A 19327-nucleotide genomic window follows, 5' to 3' on the forward strand; every position below is an offset into this window, starting at 1 on the left:
ATAACCAACGCTTTCATTTATTTAAAAAAACAACCCCATCAGCTGGGGTTTATTTTTTCTTTAAACACACAAATAGCTCAAGAGAAACCCCTAACAGCCGATACTAAGAGAAGAGAAGTGAAATATAAAATAAAGTACTTAGCCGTTTCATAACTTTATGAAAATAATTTTCACTTTTATTTCCAATGCATTTTTGTCGTCTTCGACTCTAGGGGGTTATCAAATGAGCTTTATACGGAATATTAAAATAAGAACAGCACTTGTACTCATTCTCATTACTTTTTCTTTATTATGGGTCGGGGCATCAGGCTTTGCCTTATATTCGCTTACGCAGTTAAAACAAGAGATAGGGGTGAGCAGTGTCCAACAACAAAATGGCGACATCATCAATGATGCTAATGCACAGTACTATCGCGCGGTAACGGCATTGGAACGCGCCATGGCTGGTTTGGCAAAAAATGACAGTGGCATTTACGACCTTGAAATGAAGGCAACACTTGTCGAATCGGACAGCCTGAAAAATGGACTAGAACAATTTAAAGCGATTGATCATGGAAATCTTGACTCAGCGACCGTGGATGATATTTATAACAGCTCTTTCACTCTCTACAACAATGCTGTGTCAGCCATGTTTAAATCAGCCACAGAAAAAAATATAACTAATTTTGAAAAAATAAAAATAGATAAATATCTTCCTCTCAGACGTGACTTTAGTGCTGCAATAGACAAATACAATGCAAAAATTGCATCCTTAAATAGTGAATCACATGACAGAATTACTCAGTGGGTGAAGTGGTGTCAGTACATTCTAATAAGTGCGCTATCCATTAGTCTGCTGATCATGTTATTGAGCGACCGCTATCTGGTAAACTTTCTCGTTAAGCCGTTGAACATCGTGAAGGCACATCTTGAATCTCTGGCGGTGGGCGTACTTGATAAAAGAATTGTTGACCAGGGTAGAAACTGTGTTGGTCAGTTGACCCCGTATATTGACAAAATGCAGGGGAACTGGGCCAAAACGGTGTTTGAAATCCGCAACAGCGCAGATTCAATTTATAAAGGCTCCACTGAAATATCGATCGGCAATACCGACCTGTCCTCCAGGACTGAAGAACAAGCGTCAGCACTGGAAGAGACCGCCGCCAGTATGGAAGAGCTGGGTTCAACCGTGCAGCAGAATGCCGATAATGCGAGCCAGGCAAGCACACTGGCAGACCAGGCGACGCGGGAAGCGAATCAGGGAGGTATTATTGTCAACGGCGTTATCGCCACCATGACCAAAATTACCAGCAGCTCACATAAAATCGTCGATATCATTGGCGTCATCGACAGTATTGCTTTTCAAACCAACATTCTTGCCTTAAACGCTGCCGTCGAAGCGGCACGTGCCGGAGAGCAAGGCCGCGGGTTTGCCGTCGTTGCCAGCGAAGTAAGAAGTTTGGCACAACGCAGTGCCCAGGCAGCAAAAGAAATTGGCGTACTGATTAATGAATCGGTCGAAAACATTAAATCAGGATCTGAGCAGGTGACGCACGCAGGTGATGCGATGGAAAAAATCGTCAGTTCAGTCAGCCACGTCAATGACATTATGAGTGAGATAGCGGCGGCATCGACTGAACAAAGCAAAGGGATCAGCCAGATTGGTACCGCAGTGGTGCAAATGGACAGCGTGACGCAGCAAAATGCCGCATTAGTGCAAGAGTCTGCGGCGGCTGCCGCCTCGCTGGAAGAGCAGGCTCGTCAACTGACAGAAATTGTCTCGGTGTTTAAAATCGAAGGAAAGGAACCGCAATCTTCAACCGGTCCTCTTCTCAGACCGAATACACGGGTTAATCGCGCGATGTCGGTCCAACAACAGGGCGGATGGGAAAAGTTCTAATGTTGCAGCCCCTTTCAGCAGTTCTGAGAGGGGCGAATAACAACGGTTGCTAGTAATAAGTCCCTGCCTCTTCAACAATGTCATGACTATGTATTATTCGGAGCACTAGCAAGAAAGTGTTACCTTGCAGACTTAAGCTGTCGTTCTTTCATTCCATGCGTCGGTGTACTGAACGTTCCCATCAAGATACTTCCAGGTGATTTTCTCGTAGCGCAAATCCACACATTCCCTATGGCCCGTACCGGGGCATCCCCGGGTATCGTGCATCATTGGAGAAATAGAAATGACCTTCACACCTTCAAGCAAGATATTGAAGTATTCCTCTTCCTGGCCAGCGTCATTAATGCGGTACCATTTAATTTCGGCACTTTTTAGCGTTTGACCAGTGGCCACTGCCTTGTAGAGATAGGGGGATGCACTGTCTACCTCTTTATCAAACTGGAAGGGAGCATGTTGACGTGTACCGGTGAGCTTACCGGTATTACCATCAGTGGGAATGCTCAGATTATGGTGCAATCCTCTGATCTCAATGCTTCCCTCACGGTCACGAACGTCTGATGATCCTTTGATATGTGCGCCGCCATCGTCGGCTAACCACAGGTGAACGGGTACTGCCATAGTTAAAGCTCCTTTTTGTTAATACAACCATTTTCCGGCTTTCGCCGATTCTATGAGCATCCCGATGGTGAAATCAGGAACGGGTACAGGAACGGGTTTCTTAAAAATATTCAGGGAAAAAGAGGCTTCCGGATAATAAGTTTGAATCGAAAAGTTACCCTTTGCTACGCCGAATTCTTCGAAAAATGCATTCATCAGTTCTTCTGCCTCGTGGTCTTCCAAACCGAGGTCGGTGTCAAAATCAGTCTTAGAAGTCAGAGCCGGTTTTTTGAAAAGATAGACGCCGTGATAGCGCCTCACCAGCTCGTGAATTCGCTGTTCAAGAGCATCTACCATAGCCTGTCCTTTTCATTAGCGATCAGGTTGTAGTCTCTGATCGAGCCGTAAATAATTTGTGAGGCGTCATTGGCAATTAAGATCCAACCTATAGCGGGAATGGCGCGACCAGTAAAGGTACCCATCTTGGCCACCATTTTAATTCGCAAAGTGGAAGGAGGATAACCGCCAATTACGGAGGGCAAACGAAGCCCGAAGGGAAATTTGGTCTCTTTGAAGACTGCTCTCGATGCCTTGGAGGCGTAAGAAGTTCCTTTTTTAGCCCCTATGGGTTTTGCTCTGGTAGGCAGATTGCTTCTGCCGGAAAAGATGGCCACGATAGCAACAAAACCCTCCGCACCTAACCCCAGTTGGTTGGCAAAGCGTTCACAGAAAATCATGAAGAACAGCTCACCGGCGCTCAGATTTGATTGACCGGCATAAAAGTAGGTTCCGTCTAGTTGTTCAACTGTATCCATACCTATCCTTTTTTTATGGTTCTATTCCTTTGCGCATCATAATGTCAGTGGAAAAAATGAACAACAACCAAAAAGGAAAGTTGTCCGAAGGGCCTCAGCGCACGCTTCGCGTGTCATGACCAGAAAACTGATTAATCGCAGTCATCACCAACGCCTTTTCATCGGGGATTGGTATGCATTCCGCGCTCTTCGAAAGAAAAACGGCGATCATCACATGATTCTCGCTCAATATTCGTAACCAGTCAGCGCATACCCTGAATCACTTTAAAGTGTAATGCTCAGAGTGCGAATGACTATATTTCGCTCAAATCTGCCTGTTATCCGTCGCCTTCATGACCAGTGAGAAGGTATACAGGAAGCTCTTCACCATAATAATCTAGCCCCCCTTTACCACTTAACAGGCAGCGCGCTAACGCCACGCAGGTTTGCCCGGAGATTACGTTTGACGCTGGACATCAGCGGCTGCATTGTCGGCAGGCGGGTCAGAAGGATATACAGCGCAGCCTCCATTTCCGCAAGCGCTAGCCGATATCCCAGGCAGTGGTGGATGCCGCCCCCGAAAGACAAACAGCGTCCTTCCTTGCGCCTGATATCCAGAGTTTCCGGTGAGGAAAATACAGCTGTGTCGTGGTTGGCCGCACCCAGGATAAGAAAAAGGTTAGTTCCCCGCTTAATATGATGTCCCAGCACGTCAATGTCCTCCAGCGCGGTGCGGTATAACATCTGGACCGAGCTGTCGTACCGGAGGCACTCTATAACAGCTCCGGGGATCAGCGCGTCGTCCTGCTTCAGCAACTCCAACTCTAAAGGATTGTTGTGCAGGGCCAACACAGCGTTGCATATCATGTTTGATGTGGTTTCGTGCCCAGCGATAAACAGCAGTATTACGTTGGCGATAATTTCATCGTGCTGCAGCCTATCGCCATCGTTCTCGCTTCCGATGAAAAGTGATACCAGATCATTGCCGATATTTTCCTGACGGGAAATGATTAAATTGCTGAAATAATCGTCGAGCTCTGAGAAGGCTTCACCGGCCTTCATAAGGTCAATTTCCGTGATCTGTGGGTCGAAAATTTTTACTAGTGCCGATGCGGCATCGCCAAGGACCGGGGCAATGGACTCAGGCAAATCCAACATTCGACAGATGATTTGGACCGGTAAAGGGAACGCAAATTCCTTTGCCAGATCGCATGAGCCGCGGTCAATAAACGCGTCCACCAGAGCGTTACCCACAGTAAGGGTCATCTCCCTGAGAGGCTGAATTTCTTTTGTGCTGAAGGACTTCATGATCAATCCCCTCAAACGCGCATGTTCAGGAGGATTCATAACGAGAAACATTCTGTTGATCCCCTGGAATACCGGCATTTCTGCAAATTCATCGCCAAAACGCAAACGAACGCTCTCAATGTAGTTTTTACCAGCACGACGGTCATTCAGCAGAGCCTCCACAATGGCGTGGCTACCGCTAATCATTACATTTTCACCGGCTCTGATAAGCGGACCCTGTTCATGGAGCTTACGGTAGAGAAGAAAGGGATTTTCAGAATATTGCGGGTCCATCAGTTCATGAAGCTTCATATTTAACCTATTGATATTATTTATTAAAGACTTTCTTTCAAGCAATAGTGTGGCACTACTTTGCTATTTTCTGCTTCCTAAGCGTCAATCAATGTGGCCCAGACACCTTACGTTTGAAATAATACCGTTCTGTTACAAAATACCTTCCTAAATTCCTAAAATGAAGAATCTACAGGTCATTCACTATCTGAATTGAAGCCGGCGTGTGTAGGGGAGTTAATTTTGATGGCAAGAAAGACTGCAACTGGAGGCCAATGCACTAGCATGCGTTATCATTTGGGACTCTCAGACAAGATCGAAGTCTTATTTGCCTTTGACGTTAATACTTTGACTTTAAAAAGCGGTGCTGCCGGGATAAATAGGCAGAAAAGCCAACATAACCGACCTGAATCGCACACAGTGACCACCGAAAACGATACTCGGCGATTGTGTCGCGTATCCGTGAAGAAAATCCACGGATTAACAGAGCGCAGCGAAGTTATGACCCAACCAAGGCCCGCGATATCGCCCCATCAGCCAGATTGACACCCGCAGAACGTGCGAGGTTGCCGATGATATCCAGTGAATTGGCAAAACACGGTATTGCGGCGGAACGCTGGGAGCTGGAAGCATTAACGCGCGGTGCTCGTATCAAGTTCGGTGACATCGATATGCACTTCAAGGCACTGGAGGATTGGGCGGAATTTGACTAGTTTGGAAAGGCGGGAGGCGTTGGAATGAAAATTTACGAAAGAGCTCTCTCTTGTAAGATATGCCGGTGAAAAGCGCCCACTCAACGAGGAGGCGCCCTGGGTAGACTTACCGGTACCGCAAGTACTCCAGATATCAACGTTCTATCGGGTGAGAGTGGCGATAGTGTGCCAAAGGAAACTCATCATGTTATTTGCACCTCTCAGACATGCTGAAAGGGGCTGCAACATTAGAACTAGTAGAATTATGTAGAACCGAGGCAGGGATAACTGCTTGTTTTAACTATAAGTTGTTGATTTTAAATATACTCAAAAAAAACCGAATATTTATTCTGTCTTTTATAATCAATGACTTATAAAACACCCTGGCGGCAAAATGGCGGTAACTTGCTCCCCGTTGATTTAATCCGCAAACTTATTGGCCGGTAAGTGCGCATCTCGCTCGTAACAGCGAGGGATTCTTCCTGCGGTTGAACTCACAGCCAAAAGCGGACATTTAGCGCTTTGGACTAAAACAGGTGATAAACCAGAGAGGTACTATGATAAATACTGATAAATACAGTTTTTGAGGATATTGGTGTTTTATGTCTAAAAAATTCCTGGCGAGTTGCCACTGTGGGTCTGTTCGTTTCTCTGTCGAGCTGTCAGATAGCTTCAATACTGTTCGTAGATGTAATTGCTCTTTTTGTAGTATGAGAGGTGCTGTTGCCGTGTCAGCGGAACTATCGGGAATTCAGGTTTTAGATGGAAAGGAATATTTGACTGAATATCGCTTCAATACAAAACAAGCCGCTCATTATTTTTGCTCTAAGTGCGGAATCTATACCTTCCATCAACGTAGATCTAACCCTAAGCAGTTTGGCATCAATGTGGCTTGCTTAGAGGGTGTGTCACCGTTTGATTTCGAATCAATGAACGTTATGGACGGTATTAACCATCCTAGCGATGGCGGTGGTGGGATTATTGGAGTTCTAACTTACCGAAAAGCAACTTCCTGAGAATGGGACGTGAAATGTTGACCACTTCACATTTGAAAAAACGCTATCACTTTGGCAGCAAAATAGAGCGCTTTTCGATGAAGTATCATCCATTTTCCTTCAGAAAGTGCGCCTATGATCAACCTGTTTAAAAAATTAGCTTCACGCGGTATGGCTGGTATTAGCGACTTTATCATCATAGCCACGCTGGGGCTGATAGTCTGGTTCCTTTTAATGTCTGACTCTGAGTACAGATACATCAAGGCTAGCATATCTTGTGTGGGGTTCGTTTTGGCCTATGCGGTTTACTGGCTCGCTAACAAATTTGATGATGGTATTTGACGCTGAAAAACCACAGATGAAGGCGCCAGATACGTTGGGGGTGACGATGACGGCCATTTAGTGTCAGGAGCACCTGGAAAGATCAGCATGACCCATTCCAAGAAAACATCCAACCCCCAAGTCTAGCGCCAGTTGCTGCGCCGTTTTTTATCCGAGATTCTTTAGAACACATCAGTTCGATGAACATTGATGCATAATTTTATTCGCCTGTGATTCTACGCCAGCGCATCCAGGGACATTCGGACATCAGGGTCACCATGCGCTATGCGCACTTCGCTCCCGATCACCTTGAAGACGCGATTCACCTGAATCCATTGGCTCGTTTCAGTGGCGGCAAAATGGCGGCAGAAGATCCTAATCAGTAGAATTATGTGGAACCGAGGCAGGGATAAATGCTTGTTTTTAATTATAACTTATTGATTTTAAACATACTCAAAAAAAAGACCGAATACGATTCCTATATTCGGTCTAGGGAAATGGCCCTTGGGAGAGAGCCGTGCGCTAAAAGTTGGCATTAATGCAGGCGGTTAAGCCGTACAACTTAAAGCGTAGTTGAGTGTTGGTTATTTTCCAACCAAATTGCAACTAAGTGATAATCACAACACTAAATTAATTTAGCTTTGTGACAACAATCTCAAAGTATTGCATTAATAACAAAGCATCAGCTTTGGTTTGCCTTTCAACATAGCGTTTCAGCTTTAGTGATAAAAGGTGTAAGGCTCATTTTCTGCCCTGGTTTTTTGGGGTCATCTAGCAGAATTTTATCCAACGGGACGGCCTGAACCTGCCCGGCTTTCACTTGCTCTCTCGCCACATCATTTAACGGATACTGGGCCAGTGTACTGTCATTAATCACAAACAGCGCTTTGCCTGGACGGCATTGCAGCATGACTTCTTCACGGGTGAATGCCCAGTCTTTGCCATACTGCTGGCGGGTCACCGTTGCCAGTTCTGGGGCAGCCAAACTACTGGCTGAGAGTGTCATCAGCAAGCAGACAAGGAGTGATTTTTTCATGATTATTCCTTAATTTTATTTCAAAATTACGGGTGAAAATGTGTCAGGTATTTAACGCGGTGCCAGCGTGGCAAACCAACTCACCAGCAACAAGACAACCAGTGATAGCCCTATTTCAATCCAGCTCGCGGCAACCAAACGTCGGTGTCCTAGTTGAGGATTAAGTCTCATTAGCGGAACTAACCGATAACGGTTGTAAAGCGCGATGCCAGCCATACAGGCTACCAGCACAATTTTACCCAACAACAGCAACTGATAAAGGGACGACAAATCCGTCGGCCAACGCTGCAATATGATGGCAACATTAAGCAGACCGGTGATGATCACGAGTCCCACAGCAACATGCCCGCAGGTCGAAAAACGGATCAATGTGGTGATCGCATAAGGACGTCTTTCCTGGTATTCCGCATTGTGCAAACACCACAACAGCGGTATCAGGCTGCCAAACCAATAAGCGGCACTGAGCAGATGAATGGCATGGTTGCTTCGCTGGACAATGCCTAGCAGGCCTTCATGCATAGCCGCATGTCCAACGAATGCCAGGCTCGATAAAAGCGCGGTGCTGGCCAGCAAAAGCATGACCGCACGCCCGGGGAGCCAGTGCATCAGACAAACCAGCACCACCACGGCCGTCAGTAACAGATGCCACCGCCAAACCTCGCCAAAGGTTGTGGTAAGCACCAACAACCAAACATTGAGATTCAGGCAGTCTTGCCAGCCGTTGCCCATCAGGCCAGCCTGAATCGCCAACATGCTAACCGATGTCAATGTTGCCAGACCTGCGGAGAGTGTCAGCAGGCGTTCATTCTGGCAAAGCAAACTGACAGCGAAAGCTCTGGGGGCGAGTATTGTCACCATGACGCTGATACCAAAAATCTGCATCAACGAAGCAAAGTGAATAAAACGACACAGGATAAACAGAGTGGCCAGAGTCATCGCTTACTGCACAGTGAAACTGTACTGCCCTTTAGTTTTGTGACCATCGACGGAAACGACTTGCCATGACACGCTATATTCTCCTGAACTGAGTGCGGAAGTCAGTGGCACAATGGCCTGAGTGTTGTCATTAGCAGCAAGCACGAGTGCGCCGGTCGAAACCGCTTTTTTATTTGGGCCCGTTAGGGTGACTTTACTGAAATTAGGCTCGATCCCCTCACTGAAACCTAAAGAGAGTTCAGTCGGCGAAGTTTTGAGGATGGTGTCCGCTGCAGGTGTCTCCGTTTTTAGATGCGCATGGGCGAAAGCCTGTGGCGACATCAACCCTGCAATAAGAACGGTGGAGGTTGCCAGAACACGGCACAGAGAAGAGGATTTTGGTGACACAATTTTTCCTTAGCTTTCCGGTTGCGGGATTTTATCCCCACAACTTTAGCGCAAAGTAGCCCTGTGAGTCTGTCAAATTTAAGCTGTTAAAAAGGATTATCTAGATGCGCGTCGCGTTTGGTACGTTTAATAAAAAAAACCGCAGCCATCTGACGTTAATCACCCCAGATACACTACGGTTTACTGTTCAATTCAGGTTATCAGGCAACAGGCATCTGAGCGGCCATCGTTTTAAGATCTTTATCCACGAAGAACAGACCGTTGCCAGTATTGCTGACCAAGCCGAGTTTATCGAGTACGGATTTGAACAGCGTTTCCTCTTCATGTTGCTCGGCAACATACCACTGCAGGAAGTTGAAGGAGGAATAATCTTTTATTGTCATCGCCAAATCGGCAAGTTCATTGATTTTATTAGTGATGTGCTGCTCATGTTCATACGTCTGCTGGAACAAGTCAGACAGAGAATCGAATTCTACTGGCGGCGCAGCAATGGCGCCCAGCAACGGCAATGCGCCGGTGTCGCTCACATATTTAAACAGGCGATGCATGTGGCCCATCTCTTCCTGAGAGTGTTTCATCAGGAAGGCAGCAGCACCTTCGAACCCCTTATCACTACACCATGCACTCATTTGCAGATATAAGTTGGCAGAATAAAACTCGAGGTTCAGCTGTTCGTTAAGCTGATCAATCATTTCTTTTTTTAGCATGATATCTCCATAAAATCGGCGTAAATAGCAGGATGAATTTTTTATTTTAAGTATTATGCCGATCATCCAACAAAATAAAAACAGCCGTTTCACACATAGGTGAAATTAAATAACACATAATTACAACCTATTGTTATTGTTCGACTTAATAAAAAAATCAAATCTTATTGAGAACTATTCACAGAGTGTAGTTAATATAAAAGAGAATCATTCTTGTTCCTTACATTGTTTATTATCAAGAATGCTGTAGAGAATTAACTAACCATTCTTGGAATGGTTATCATTATCAAAACAAAGTGTTTCTCATTCCATATGAACTGCGTCATGAGAGTAAAACCTCGGCACCGGCATTCACCCAGCACACAGGGTCGGGTACAATACATGCTGATCCGATACACGGTAACAGAGACCTCGGGAAAGCATAATGAGCAGTAATCTGGCAAAACTAACAAAAGAAGAGATGGACAAGATTAACATTGATCTTGCGGCTTCAGCCGTGGCATTTAAAGAACGCTACAACATGCCCGTGGTGGCCGAAATGATCGAACGCGAGCAGCCTGAATCCCTGCGGGACTATTTCCGTGAGCGTGTCGCGCATTACCGCGCGTTGTCCCACCAGTTTTCCCGACTGCCGTACGAACCTAAACAAAAATAATCGGTGTTTAACCGAGCCTCTAGCCTTGGGCAAACCGCTGATTGGCCCGGATGAGCTGGTCGAGGATCTCAGGCTCATCGAACGAGTGCCCCGCACCTTCGATGATATGTAATTCTGCTTCGGGCCACGCCTGCGCAAGGTCCCAGGCATTTTGTACTTGACAGGCCATGTCGTAGCGCCCATGGACAATCACCGCAGGAATATGTCGGATACGTGTAACGTTTTGCAGCAACTGGTCGTCACTGTCCATAAAGCCCATATGCGTGAAGTAATGATTTTCGATGCGTGCAAAGGCCAGCGCAAATTCATCCTCACCAAATGAAGCGGCATCCTCGGTCGGTAACAGCGTCACCGTCTCCCCTTCCCACAGACTCCATATTTTTGCCGCTTGTAGTTGAACCGCTCGGTCTGGTGAAGTAAGACGCAGGCGATAGGCGGCCATGATGTCCTGACGTTCCAGGTCTGAAAGGATCGAGATCATGCGTTGCCATTTGTCCGGAAAGAAACGTGAGGCGCCTTCCTGATAATACCAGTCCAGCTCCTGCTTTCTCAGCGTGAAAATGCCACGCAAAACCATTTCGCTGACGTGCTCAGGATGCGTTTGCGCATAGGCAAGCGCTAGTGTTGCCCCCCACGACCCCCCAAATACCAGCCACTTTTCCGCACCCACTATCTGGCGCAATCGTTCAATATCATCGACCAGATGCCATGTCGTATTGTTATCCAGACTAGCGTGAGGCTTAGAACGTCCGCAACCTCGCTGATCAAACAGCATGACGTCATAGTCATTCGGGTCAAACAGCTGACGGTGCACCGCTGAACAACCACCACCCGGTCCGCCATGGATAAAAACAGCCGGCTTTCCGTGCGGATTTCCGCTGCGTTCCCAATAAATTTGATGACCGTCGCCAGTATCCAACATTCCGCTGGCGTACGCCTCTCTTGGGGGATATAACCCTTTGAATTTTGTCATGACCCTTCCTGTGATTAATTTTTCAGAGTGTCGAATCGATTGTTCACTTATAGCCATAACAGCGCATAGTACCGGGGCGGTCAATCAACAACAGGTTGTTAACAAATAAAAAAGGGATTTTCCCGATTGATCGTGCAGTAATCACGCAAACTGTTGCAATGAGATGAAGTCAGTGCTGAAAAATACATCGCCAGAATACGCACGTAGAACAATAATTCGCATAGAAACAATTCATTGTGCGAAACTCACCCGACATCTCTTGCATGTTTACGGAATTTAGCAGTAAATAGGTGAGCAACCCAATCCATTGGTTTTAGAGAGGCAATCATGAGTAAAGGAATGGATAGCAAAAAGAATGCGAAGAAGAAGCCGTTGAAAACTCCAGCTGAGAAAAAAGCTGAAAAGAAAGCCAAAAAGGCAACTGCGTAACGTTTGATCTGCAGACTTTGCGCTTCGTATTGAGACAAACCCGCTTATAGCGGGTTTTTTTGTTTAGTTTTTACCCTTGGGCAAGAGGAAAAGGCCATGAATGACATGATTATTGCGGCTGCTCAACTACGCTGTGCCGCCGGTAATATTGAAGACAATATTCAGCGCCATCTGCAAACCGCAGAGCAGGCAGCTATGCATAACGTCAATTTTTTGCTATTTCCTGAGCTGTCTCTCACGGGTTATGAACCGCAATTGGCTGACCAGCTGGCCATAACACTTCAGGACTCGCGTCTGGCTGACCTTCGTGAAAGCGCGATCAAACATCAAATGATGTTGGTGTGCGGCGCACCGCTGCGATCAAGCGATGCTGACGCCTTGTATATAGGTGCAATTGTTTTCGCGCCTGATGGCACGCTTTATTCCTACACCAAGCAACATTTACATGGCCAGGAAGCGGTTATCTTTACCGCTGGCCAAGGCGGCCCTTTGTTGCAGGTGCAGCAGCATCAGATTGGTCTGGCGATTTGTGCCGATATTCTTTCTGACTCTCACCCACAGCATGCCGCCGACTGTGGCGCGACCCTGTACGCAGCCGGTGTTCTCATCACGAAAAAAAGCTACCCATTGGAAAGCAGCATGTTGCAACGTTATGCTGAAAAGCACCGCATGGTTGTGATGTTAGCGAATCATTGCGCACCCACGGGTGGCTGGGAGCCAGCGGGTCAAAGCGCTATCTGGGATGAGACGGGTCATAGGATTGTTGCAGCACCTGACAGCGGCGATGCCTTGGCTATTGCCCGAAGAAGTGACGCAGGCTGGTTGGGAGAAATACATCGCTTAACGCTGGCAGTATAATGCCGGCCAGAAGGAGATATCAGGTATGACATTCCGGGTTATTGATACTGAAACCTGCGGCCTTGATGGCGGCATTGTTGAAATTGCGACTGTCGATTTGATTGACGGTGGTATTGTAAACCCGATGAGCGATCTCATCAGTCCTGACCGCCCTATCAGTATAGATGCGATGGCTATCCACCACATCACCGAAGAGATGGTGGATGGCAAACCGCGCATCGCCTCCGCCATAGGTAAATATCACGGCAGCCCGTATTACGTTGCGCATAATGCTGCTTTCGATCGCGGCGTGCTGCCGGAGATGCATGGCGAATGGATTTGTACGGTGAAACTGGCACGGGCGCTTTATCCGAATATTCGCTACAGCAATCAGTATTTGCGCTATGCGCTGAATCTCGATGTCACCTTACCTGAAGGCTTGTACCCACATCGAGCGTTGTATGACTGTTATGTCACCGCAGCATTGTTGCAAAGAATTATCGCCGATTCGGGATGGACCGCTGAGCAAATGGTGGAGATCAGTAACCGCCCTGTTTTATTGCATACATTGAAATTTGGCAAATACCGCGGGCAGAAAATTGAAGATATCGCAGAGCAGGATCCAGACTATCTGCGCTGGATGTTGAAATCCATCAAAGACTTAAGTGGGGATATGCGTTTCAGCATCGGACATTATTTATCAAAGTAGAACGTCTTTAATAAGGCAGCCATCATAACAACATGAAAGCTGCCAGCATCATAATGAGCTACTTATTCGCCGCCAGAGCCAGCACGAAAGCATACTCAAGTGCAATATCTTCGTAAGCCTTGAAACGCCCTGATTTTCCGCCGTGCCCTGAATCCATGTCAGTATACATCAACAGCTGATTGTCATTCGTTTTCACATCTCGTAGCTTAGCCACCCACTTGGCCGGTTCCCAGTATTGCACCTGAGAGTCATGCAAACCGGTGGTGATCAACATGTGCGGATAATCCTGCGCTTTGACCTGATCATATGGGCTGTATTGCAGAATATAATCATAGAAGGCTTTCTCGTTAGGATTACCCCATTCATCATATTCTCCGGTAGTCAGCGGGATGGACTCATCAAGCATGGTGGTCACCACGTCAACAAACGGTACCTGCGCCACAATGCCTCGATAAAGTTCTGGTGCCTGATTGATCACCGCGCCCATCAGTAAGCCCCCGGCGCTGCCGCCCATCGCATACACCTGGCCGGCATTACCATATCCCTTCTCCACCAGCGTTTTAGTCACGTCGATAAAATCGTGGAAGGTATTCATTTTGTTGAGCAGTTTGCCGTCTTCATACCACTGCTGGCCAAGTTCAGCACCGCCGCGAATATGCGCCAAAGCAAAGACAAAACCACGATCAAGCAGGCTCAGACGGCTGCCGCTGAAGGCAGGATCCATACTGCTGCCATAAGAACCGTAGCCGTAAATCATCAGCGGATTACCGCTGGCTTTGAATAAATCACGCCGATATACCAGCGAAACCGGCACTTTTACACCGTCGCGCGCGTCAACCCAAACGCGTTCGCTGCTGTAGTTCGCCGCATCAAAATTTTTCACTTCCTGCTGCTTGAGCAGCGTACGGTTGCCGGTATCCAGATTCAGTTCGAATAATGAACTTGGCGTGGTCATTGATGAGTAACCGTAGCGCAATAGTGAGGTATCGGGCTCAGGATTATAGGCCAGCCAGGTCACATACGTCGGGTCATCGAAGGCCAGTGATTTCTCTTCACCGGTCTGCCAATGAATCTGCCGCAAATGGGTCAGCCCCTGCTCGCGCTCCTCCACCACCAGCCAGTCTCGGAACAGGCTGAAACCTTCGAGCATCACCGCATCACGCGGCGCGATCAGCGTCTGCCATCCAGCCTCCGCGTTGTCTGCACTTTTGTAGAGCCCAAAATTTTGGCCGTCTTTACTCGTTTTGATATCCCGGTTGGAGCGGATATAAAAATGCCCCTGATAATGGTCCAGTGCATATTCATGATCTTTACGTCGCGTCAGGAACACCTGTGGGATAGCCTGCGAATCGTTGGCATCCAACAGGAGAACTTCTGATGTCGTCGTGCTGTCTAGGTGGATCAGGATGTACTTTTCTGAGGTCGTTTTATCCAACCCAACATAGAACGTATCATCCTTCTCTTCATACACTAGCTGGTCAGTTTTAGGGTGAGAGCCAACAGTATGACGATAGACCTGGTAAGGCAGCAGGGTTTTCTTGTGCTTACGCACGTAGTACAACGTTTGTGAGTCATTAGCCCACTCACTGCTACCCGAGGTGTTTTTCAGCACATCATCGGCCCAACTGTCATCCGCCAGGTTTTTGATGCGTATGTCGTACTGACGCCGGGAGAGAAAGTCTTCCGCCACCGCCATGCGCTGATTATCCGGGCTGATATCCAGCCCACCGAGCGTATAAAACTCACTGTCGCGGGCCCGTTCATTACCATCAATCAGCGTATACCACGCTTCACTTTCGGCGGCGGGCTGGCGCAGGTAAATGGCATATTCATTGCCTGGCTCGTAACGGGTCTGGTAGCGGAAGCCCCGTTTTACGTAAGGCACGGAGTGATCCTGCTGGGCAATGCGCGCCACCATCTCTTCATATAAGGTTTCGCGCAGCGCTTGATGTGGCTGTAATGCCTGTTCAGTATAGGTATTTTCGGCAGTGAGATAGTGCAGCACATCGGCATCGGTGCGGTCATCATCGCGCAGCCAGTAGTAGTCATCGATGCGGTTTTCACCATGTATGGTCAGCGTTTTAGGCCGTTTCTCAGCCTTCGGAGGTGTCATCATTTCGCCTTATCTCAATGTTCTTGATTGTACTGTCAGAGTGACAGGTTTATGCAGGGAAACCAAGCGGTAAGGGGAAGGTGGCGGGAATGCGAAGCATGCAAAAAGCGCCGACAGGCAAGGCCATGGCGGCGCTCAGATGTGTTATTTAATGAGTAGATTATTGCGGGTTACCGTAGGTTATTTCCCCCAGTTGGCAATTAAGCGTAACCGGATAGGTTTTGTCAGTGTTATTACCACGGACTTTTACCGGAACGATCCATTTTGCGTTATCACCGGTAATACTGGCAGGTGTGATCCATACCACAGGTGTTGAGGTACCAAGGAGCTTCTTATCCGCATCCCATCGGGTAATACGGTTTTGCAGGAAATCACGTTTCACCAGCGCCGCGATTTCATCTTTGCTGGCATTGCCACACGGCGCGATGGTCGCGGTTCTGTTTTCAGTTTCCGCCGCCTGCGCGATATGCACCACACTACTCAATCCAGCCACTGCGATTAATGCGCCAACTATTACTTTTTTCATGTACCGTCTCCTGAACGCTATTTTCAATCCCTGGTGACCACCGGACGGGTGAATATCCATATCACGAGCAGGGCCATCATTAACAATGACATAATAATCCCGGACAAGGACATAACACAACGTTAACATGAAGACGGGACATCTGGCCCACGTCCAAAATGATGGCAGTGGGCATCAAGGCAGCAAACAAATGAGCCCCAATACGCTTATACAGGCCGGTGATTTGGGCTAACAAGCACCGCTAACCCCCATACAAATTCAAGTATGATGGTAGGTTAGCGTAAGATAATTGCCTTGCAGCTTTTGCCTTTAATCTTACCTTCCTGCAAACGCTGCAACGCTTTTTTGGCGCTCTTCTGACGGATGGCGACATAGGCATGAATCGGGAACATATCAATTTTACCCACTTCCGCCGCCGTCAGCCCCGCTTCACCGGTCAATGCCCCCAGAATGTCACCCGGACGGATTTTGGCTTTGCGGCCGCCGTCGATACATAGGGTGGCCATTTCCGCATCCAGTGCCACCGGTGTGGCAGGCAGTACTTGCGCTACTGGCTGCCACACCACGGTTTGGTGGGTGTAGTCTTCCAGCGCATGCACGCGAACCATTTCCTGTGGCGTAACCAGGCTGACCGCAAGGCCGCTGGTGCCCGCACGACCGGTACGGCCAACACGGTGAACGTGCACTTCCGGATCAAAAGACAACTCGTAGTTAATCACCAGACTCAGTTGTTTGATATCGAGACCGCGCGCCGCAACGTCGGTCGCCACCAGAACGCGGCAGCTACCGTTGGAGAAACGCACCAGTACACGATCGCGGTCACGCTGTTCAAGATCGCCATTAAGCGACAGTGCACTGATACCTTTGCCCGCCAGCGCTTCATGTACTTCCTGACAGTCTCGTTTGGTGTTACAGAACACGACACACGAGGCTGGCTGATGCTGATAAAGCACAGCCGTTAACAGGGTCAAACGCTGGTGACGATCGGTTTCGATAAAGACTTGCTTGATGTCCGCAATGTCATCTTCACCCTCGATTTCAACGTTCAAAGGCTGACGTTGGAATTTATTACTAATGCGCTCAATGCCGCTCGGATAAGTTGCCGAGAACAGCAATGTCTGGCGGTCCTGTGGCGCGTAGCTCACGACATCTTCAATATCTTCACTGAAACCCATGTCCAGCATGCGGTCAGCTTCGTCCAGGACCAGCACTTTCAGTTGGTCTAGCTTGAGCGTGCCTTTACGCAGGTGCTCCTGAATACGGCCTGGCGTGCCAACAATAATATGTGCGGGATGCACCAGCGATTCGAGCTGTGGCCCGATAGACTGGCCGCCGCATAAAGTGAGAATTTTGATGTTTTGGGTGAAACGGGCGAGTCGACGAAGCTCTTTACTCACCTGGTCTGCCAGTTCGCGAGTCGGGCAGAGAACCAGCGCCTGGGTAACAAATTGACCGACAATAATTTTATCTAACAGGCCAATACCGAAGGCAGCGGTCTTGCCACTGCCCGTTTTGGCTTTTGCGCGGACGTCCTGCCCTTGCAGAATAGCGGGCAACGACGCGGCCTGAATCGGCGTCATTTCGGCGTAACCCAGCTCAGACAGGTTAGAAAGTTGCTCAGCGGGCAACGTCAGGACAGAAAATGAATGCGTGCTCAAGGCGATAACTCTTTATATAAGGCAGAAAATTCGAGGCAGCGGCAGAAAACATGACGCCATGGTTTGGTATAAAGGATAACAGAGACCTGACTTCACTGCCTTATCCACCGGGCCAGACGCATAAAAAAACCCGTACAGGATTTTGCCCCAGCCTCTTGCCGGATGCTGCGCAATCGTTTTCGTTGTTAGTGTTTTCATATATACTGCTGCCCACCTATGTCAGCCCAGCGGACGTTTAACAACCTTTACCGCTGCGGCAGTACACATTTTCCACCACCACAGATCTGGGTACGAATCTATGTTAACCATCGGTACTGCACTGCGCGCTGGCGCAACTCGCGTGATGTTATTGGGCTCCGGCGAACTGGGTAAAGAAGTGGCTATCGAATGCCAGCGTCTTGGCCTGGAAGTCATTGCCGTTGACCGCTATGCCGATGCGCCAGCGATGCAAGTCGCTCATCGCAGCTATGTGATCAATATGCTCGACGGCGAAGCCCTGAAACAAGTCATCGAAAGTGAGCGTCCTGATTTCATCGTGCCTGAAATCGAAGCTATCGCTACCAGTATGCTGGTGGAGCTGGAAAAACAGGGCCACAACGTGGTGCCATGTGCGCAAGCGACGCGTCTGACCATGAACCGCGAAGGTATTCGTCGTTTGGCCGCCGAAACATTGCAACTGCCGACCTCAGCCTACAAGTTTGCCGATGACGAAACCTCATTTCGTGCCGCAGTCAATGAAATAGGATATCCATGCATCATTAAACCGGTGATGAGCTCATCCGGTAAAGGCCAAAGTCTGATCCGCAGCGAAGAGACATTACAGCAAGCCTGGGAGTACGCTCAGCAAGGCGGTCGTGCCGGTGGCGGACGGGTGATCGTCGAAGGACTGGTTAAATTTGATTTCGAAATTACGCTGTTGACCATTAGCGCCATTGACGGGATTCATTTCTGTGCCCCTATCGGTCACCGCCAGGAAGATGGCGACTATCGCGAATCCTGGCAACCGCAGCAGATGAGTGAACTGGCACTTCAGCGCGCCAAAGAGATCTCAGCCAACGTGGTGAATGCTCTGGGCGGTAAAGGGTTGTTTGGCGTTGAACTGTTTATTTGTGGCGATGACGTAATATTCAGTGAAGTCTCTCCGCGCCCACACGACACAGGAATGGTGACGCTGATTTCTCAGGATCTGTCTGAATTCGCCCTGCATGTCCGTGCCTTCCTGGGATTGCCTATCGGACTGATCCGCCAGTTTGGTCCGGCAGCCTCCGCCGTCATCTTGCCAGAACTGAGCAGCAACAATGTCTCGTTTAGCGGGCTGGAACATGCGCTAGTAGGGTCAAATCAGGTGCGTTTATTTGGCAAACCGGAAATTAACGGTAAACGCCGTCTGGGTGTGGCGTTGTCCATTGGAGACAGCGTTGAGCAAGCGGTTGAAACAGCGAAGCTGGCTGCTGCTGCTGTGATCGTGAAAGGCTGATTTTTCACCTCAGACTCAATGTCATAAA

General features: G+C 48.3%; 20 protein-coding genes and 1 pseudogene. 9 read left to right on the forward strand and 12 right to left on the reverse strand.

Annotated features, from left to right (window positions below; all coding sequences use genetic code 11):
- The first annotated feature begins 223 nt into the window (after positions 1 to 223).
- Positions 224 to 1879, forward strand: a complete 1656-nt coding sequence (locus tag IEV89_RS07470; RefSeq protein WP_188472048.1) for a methyl-accepting chemotaxis protein — start codon at positions 224 to 226, stop codon at positions 1877 to 1879.
- Between the two features lie 132 nt (positions 1880 to 2011).
- On the opposite strand, the gene IEV89_RS07475 is transcribed toward IEV89_RS07470, so the two are convergent.
- The 4 genes from IEV89_RS07475 to IEV89_RS07490 form a co-directional block, all read right to left on the reverse strand.
- Positions 2012 to 2497: an Hcp family type VI secretion system effector gene (locus tag IEV89_RS07475; RefSeq protein ID WP_188472051.1), complete on the reverse strand. Its 486-nt coding sequence runs from the start codon at positions 2495 to 2497 to the stop codon at positions 2012 to 2014.
- An 18-nt stretch (positions 2498 to 2515) separates the two neighbouring features.
- Complete coding sequence (locus IEV89_RS07480; RefSeq protein ID WP_188472053.1) at positions 2516 to 2833, reverse strand: DUF1493 family protein; 318 nt, start codon at positions 2831 to 2833, stop codon at positions 2516 to 2518.
- Entirely contained in the window at positions 2827 to 3291 is a 465-nt protein-coding gene (locus IEV89_RS07485) for an STM2901 family protein (RefSeq protein WP_188472055.1), read from the reverse strand. Before IEV89_RS07485 ends, IEV89_RS07480 begins: the two co-directional genes overlap by 7 nt.
- A gap of 387 nt (positions 3292 to 3678) precedes the next feature.
- The gene (locus IEV89_RS07490) at positions 3679 to 4869 is read right to left on the reverse strand and encodes a cytochrome P450 (RefSeq protein WP_188472057.1); all 1191 of its coding nucleotides are present in this window, start codon (positions 4867 to 4869) and stop codon (positions 3679 to 3681) included.
- 428 nt (positions 4870 to 5297) lie between these two features.
- Here IEV89_RS07490 and IEV89_RS07495 point away from each other — a divergent pair, with 428 nt between their 5' ends.
- From IEV89_RS07495 to IEV89_RS21680, 4 genes and pseudogenes are all read left to right on the forward strand, one after another.
- Entirely contained in the window at positions 5298 to 5561 is a 264-nt protein-coding gene (locus IEV89_RS07495; protein WP_188472058.1) for a hypothetical protein, read from the forward strand.
- A 581-nt stretch (positions 5562 to 6142) separates the two neighbouring features.
- On the forward strand, positions 6143 to 6556 hold the full coding sequence (locus IEV89_RS07500; protein WP_188472061.1) for a GFA family protein: 414 nt from the start codon (positions 6143 to 6145) through the stop codon (positions 6554 to 6556).
- Between the two features lie 114 nt (positions 6557 to 6670).
- Entirely contained in the window at positions 6671 to 6877 is a 207-nt protein-coding gene (locus IEV89_RS07505; RefSeq protein WP_188472063.1) for a hypothetical protein, read from the forward strand.
- A gap of 209 nt (positions 6878 to 7086) precedes the next feature.
- Positions 7087 to 7242: pseudogene (locus tag IEV89_RS21680) on the forward strand (integrase); the annotation flags it as partial.
- Positions 7243 to 7556: 314 nt separating this feature from the next.
- Here the strand turns inward: IEV89_RS21680 and IEV89_RS07510 are convergent.
- From IEV89_RS07510 to ftnA, 4 genes are all read right to left on the reverse strand, one after another.
- Positions 7557 to 7895, reverse strand: a complete 339-nt coding sequence (locus tag IEV89_RS07510) for a YebY family protein (protein WP_229746419.1) — start codon at positions 7893 to 7895, stop codon at positions 7557 to 7559.
- 48 nt (positions 7896 to 7943) lie between these two features.
- Positions 7944 to 8828: a copper homeostasis membrane protein CopD gene (gene copD, locus IEV89_RS07515; RefSeq protein ID WP_188472067.1), complete on the reverse strand. Its 885-nt coding sequence runs from the start codon at positions 8826 to 8828 to the stop codon at positions 7944 to 7946.
- A gap of 3 nt (positions 8829 to 8831) precedes the next feature.
- Positions 8832 to 9215 (reverse strand): copper homeostasis periplasmic binding protein CopC, encoded by a 384-nt coding sequence (gene copC / locus IEV89_RS07520; RefSeq protein ID WP_188472069.1) that lies wholly within the window; start codon positions 9213 to 9215, stop codon positions 8832 to 8834.
- Positions 9216 to 9415: 200 nt separating this feature from the next.
- Entirely contained in the window at positions 9416 to 9922 is a 507-nt protein-coding gene (gene ftnA, locus IEV89_RS07525; protein WP_188472071.1) for a non-heme ferritin, read from the reverse strand.
- A gap of 424 nt (positions 9923 to 10346) precedes the next feature.
- Here ftnA and IEV89_RS07530 point away from each other — a divergent pair, with 424 nt between their 5' ends.
- Positions 10347 to 10577, forward strand: a complete 231-nt coding sequence (locus tag IEV89_RS07530; RefSeq protein WP_188472073.1) for a DNA polymerase III subunit theta — start codon at positions 10347 to 10349, stop codon at positions 10575 to 10577.
- 19 nt (positions 10578 to 10596) lie between these two features.
- Here IEV89_RS07530 and pip read toward each other — a convergent pair whose 3' ends face one another.
- A complete protein-coding gene (gene pip, locus IEV89_RS07535; RefSeq protein ID WP_188472074.1) occupies positions 10597 to 11550 on the reverse strand; it encodes a prolyl aminopeptidase in 954 nt (317 codons plus the stop codon).
- A gap of 525 nt (positions 11551 to 12075) precedes the next feature.
- Between pip and IEV89_RS07540 the strand changes: the two genes are divergently transcribed.
- Both IEV89_RS07540 and exoX read left to right on the forward strand, forming a co-directional pair.
- Positions 12076 to 12837: a carbon-nitrogen hydrolase family protein gene (locus IEV89_RS07540; RefSeq protein ID WP_188472075.1), complete on the forward strand. Its 762-nt coding sequence runs from the start codon at positions 12076 to 12078 to the stop codon at positions 12835 to 12837.
- 25 nt (positions 12838 to 12862) lie between these two features.
- Positions 12863 to 13525, forward strand: coding sequence for an exodeoxyribonuclease X (gene exoX, locus IEV89_RS07545; RefSeq protein ID WP_188472077.1), 663 nt, complete (start codon positions 12863 to 12865; stop codon positions 13523 to 13525).
- Positions 13526 to 13583: 58 nt separating this feature from the next.
- Here exoX and IEV89_RS07550 read toward each other — a convergent pair whose 3' ends face one another.
- The 3 genes from IEV89_RS07550 to dbpA all read right to left on the reverse strand — a co-directional run bounded on the left by IEV89_RS07550 (position 13584) and on the right by dbpA (position 17822).
- Positions 13584 to 15641: a S9 family peptidase gene (locus tag IEV89_RS07550; protein ID WP_188472079.1), complete on the reverse strand. Its 2058-nt coding sequence runs from the start codon at positions 15639 to 15641 to the stop codon at positions 13584 to 13586.
- A 157-nt stretch (positions 15642 to 15798) separates the two neighbouring features.
- Positions 15799 to 16164: a protein YebF gene (gene yebF, locus IEV89_RS07555; protein WP_188472082.1), complete on the reverse strand. Its 366-nt coding sequence runs from the start codon at positions 16162 to 16164 to the stop codon at positions 15799 to 15801.
- Positions 16165 to 16439: 275 nt separating this feature from the next.
- On the reverse strand, positions 16440 to 17822 hold the full coding sequence (dbpA, locus tag IEV89_RS07560; protein ID WP_188472084.1) for an ATP-dependent RNA helicase DbpA: 1383 nt from the start codon (positions 17820 to 17822) through the stop codon (positions 16440 to 16442).
- A gap of 298 nt (positions 17823 to 18120) precedes the next feature.
- Here dbpA and purT point away from each other — a divergent pair, with 298 nt between their 5' ends.
- Entirely contained in the window at positions 18121 to 19299 is a 1179-nt protein-coding gene (purT, locus tag IEV89_RS07565) for a formate-dependent phosphoribosylglycinamide formyltransferase (protein ID WP_188472086.1), read from the forward strand.
- Positions 19300 to 19327 lie beyond the last annotated feature (28 nt).

Origin of the sequence: Hafnia psychrotolerans, assembly GCF_014639435.1 — a bacterium.
Classification (GTDB): domain Bacteria; phylum Pseudomonadota; class Gammaproteobacteria; order Enterobacterales; family Enterobacteriaceae; genus Ewingella; species Ewingella psychrotolerans.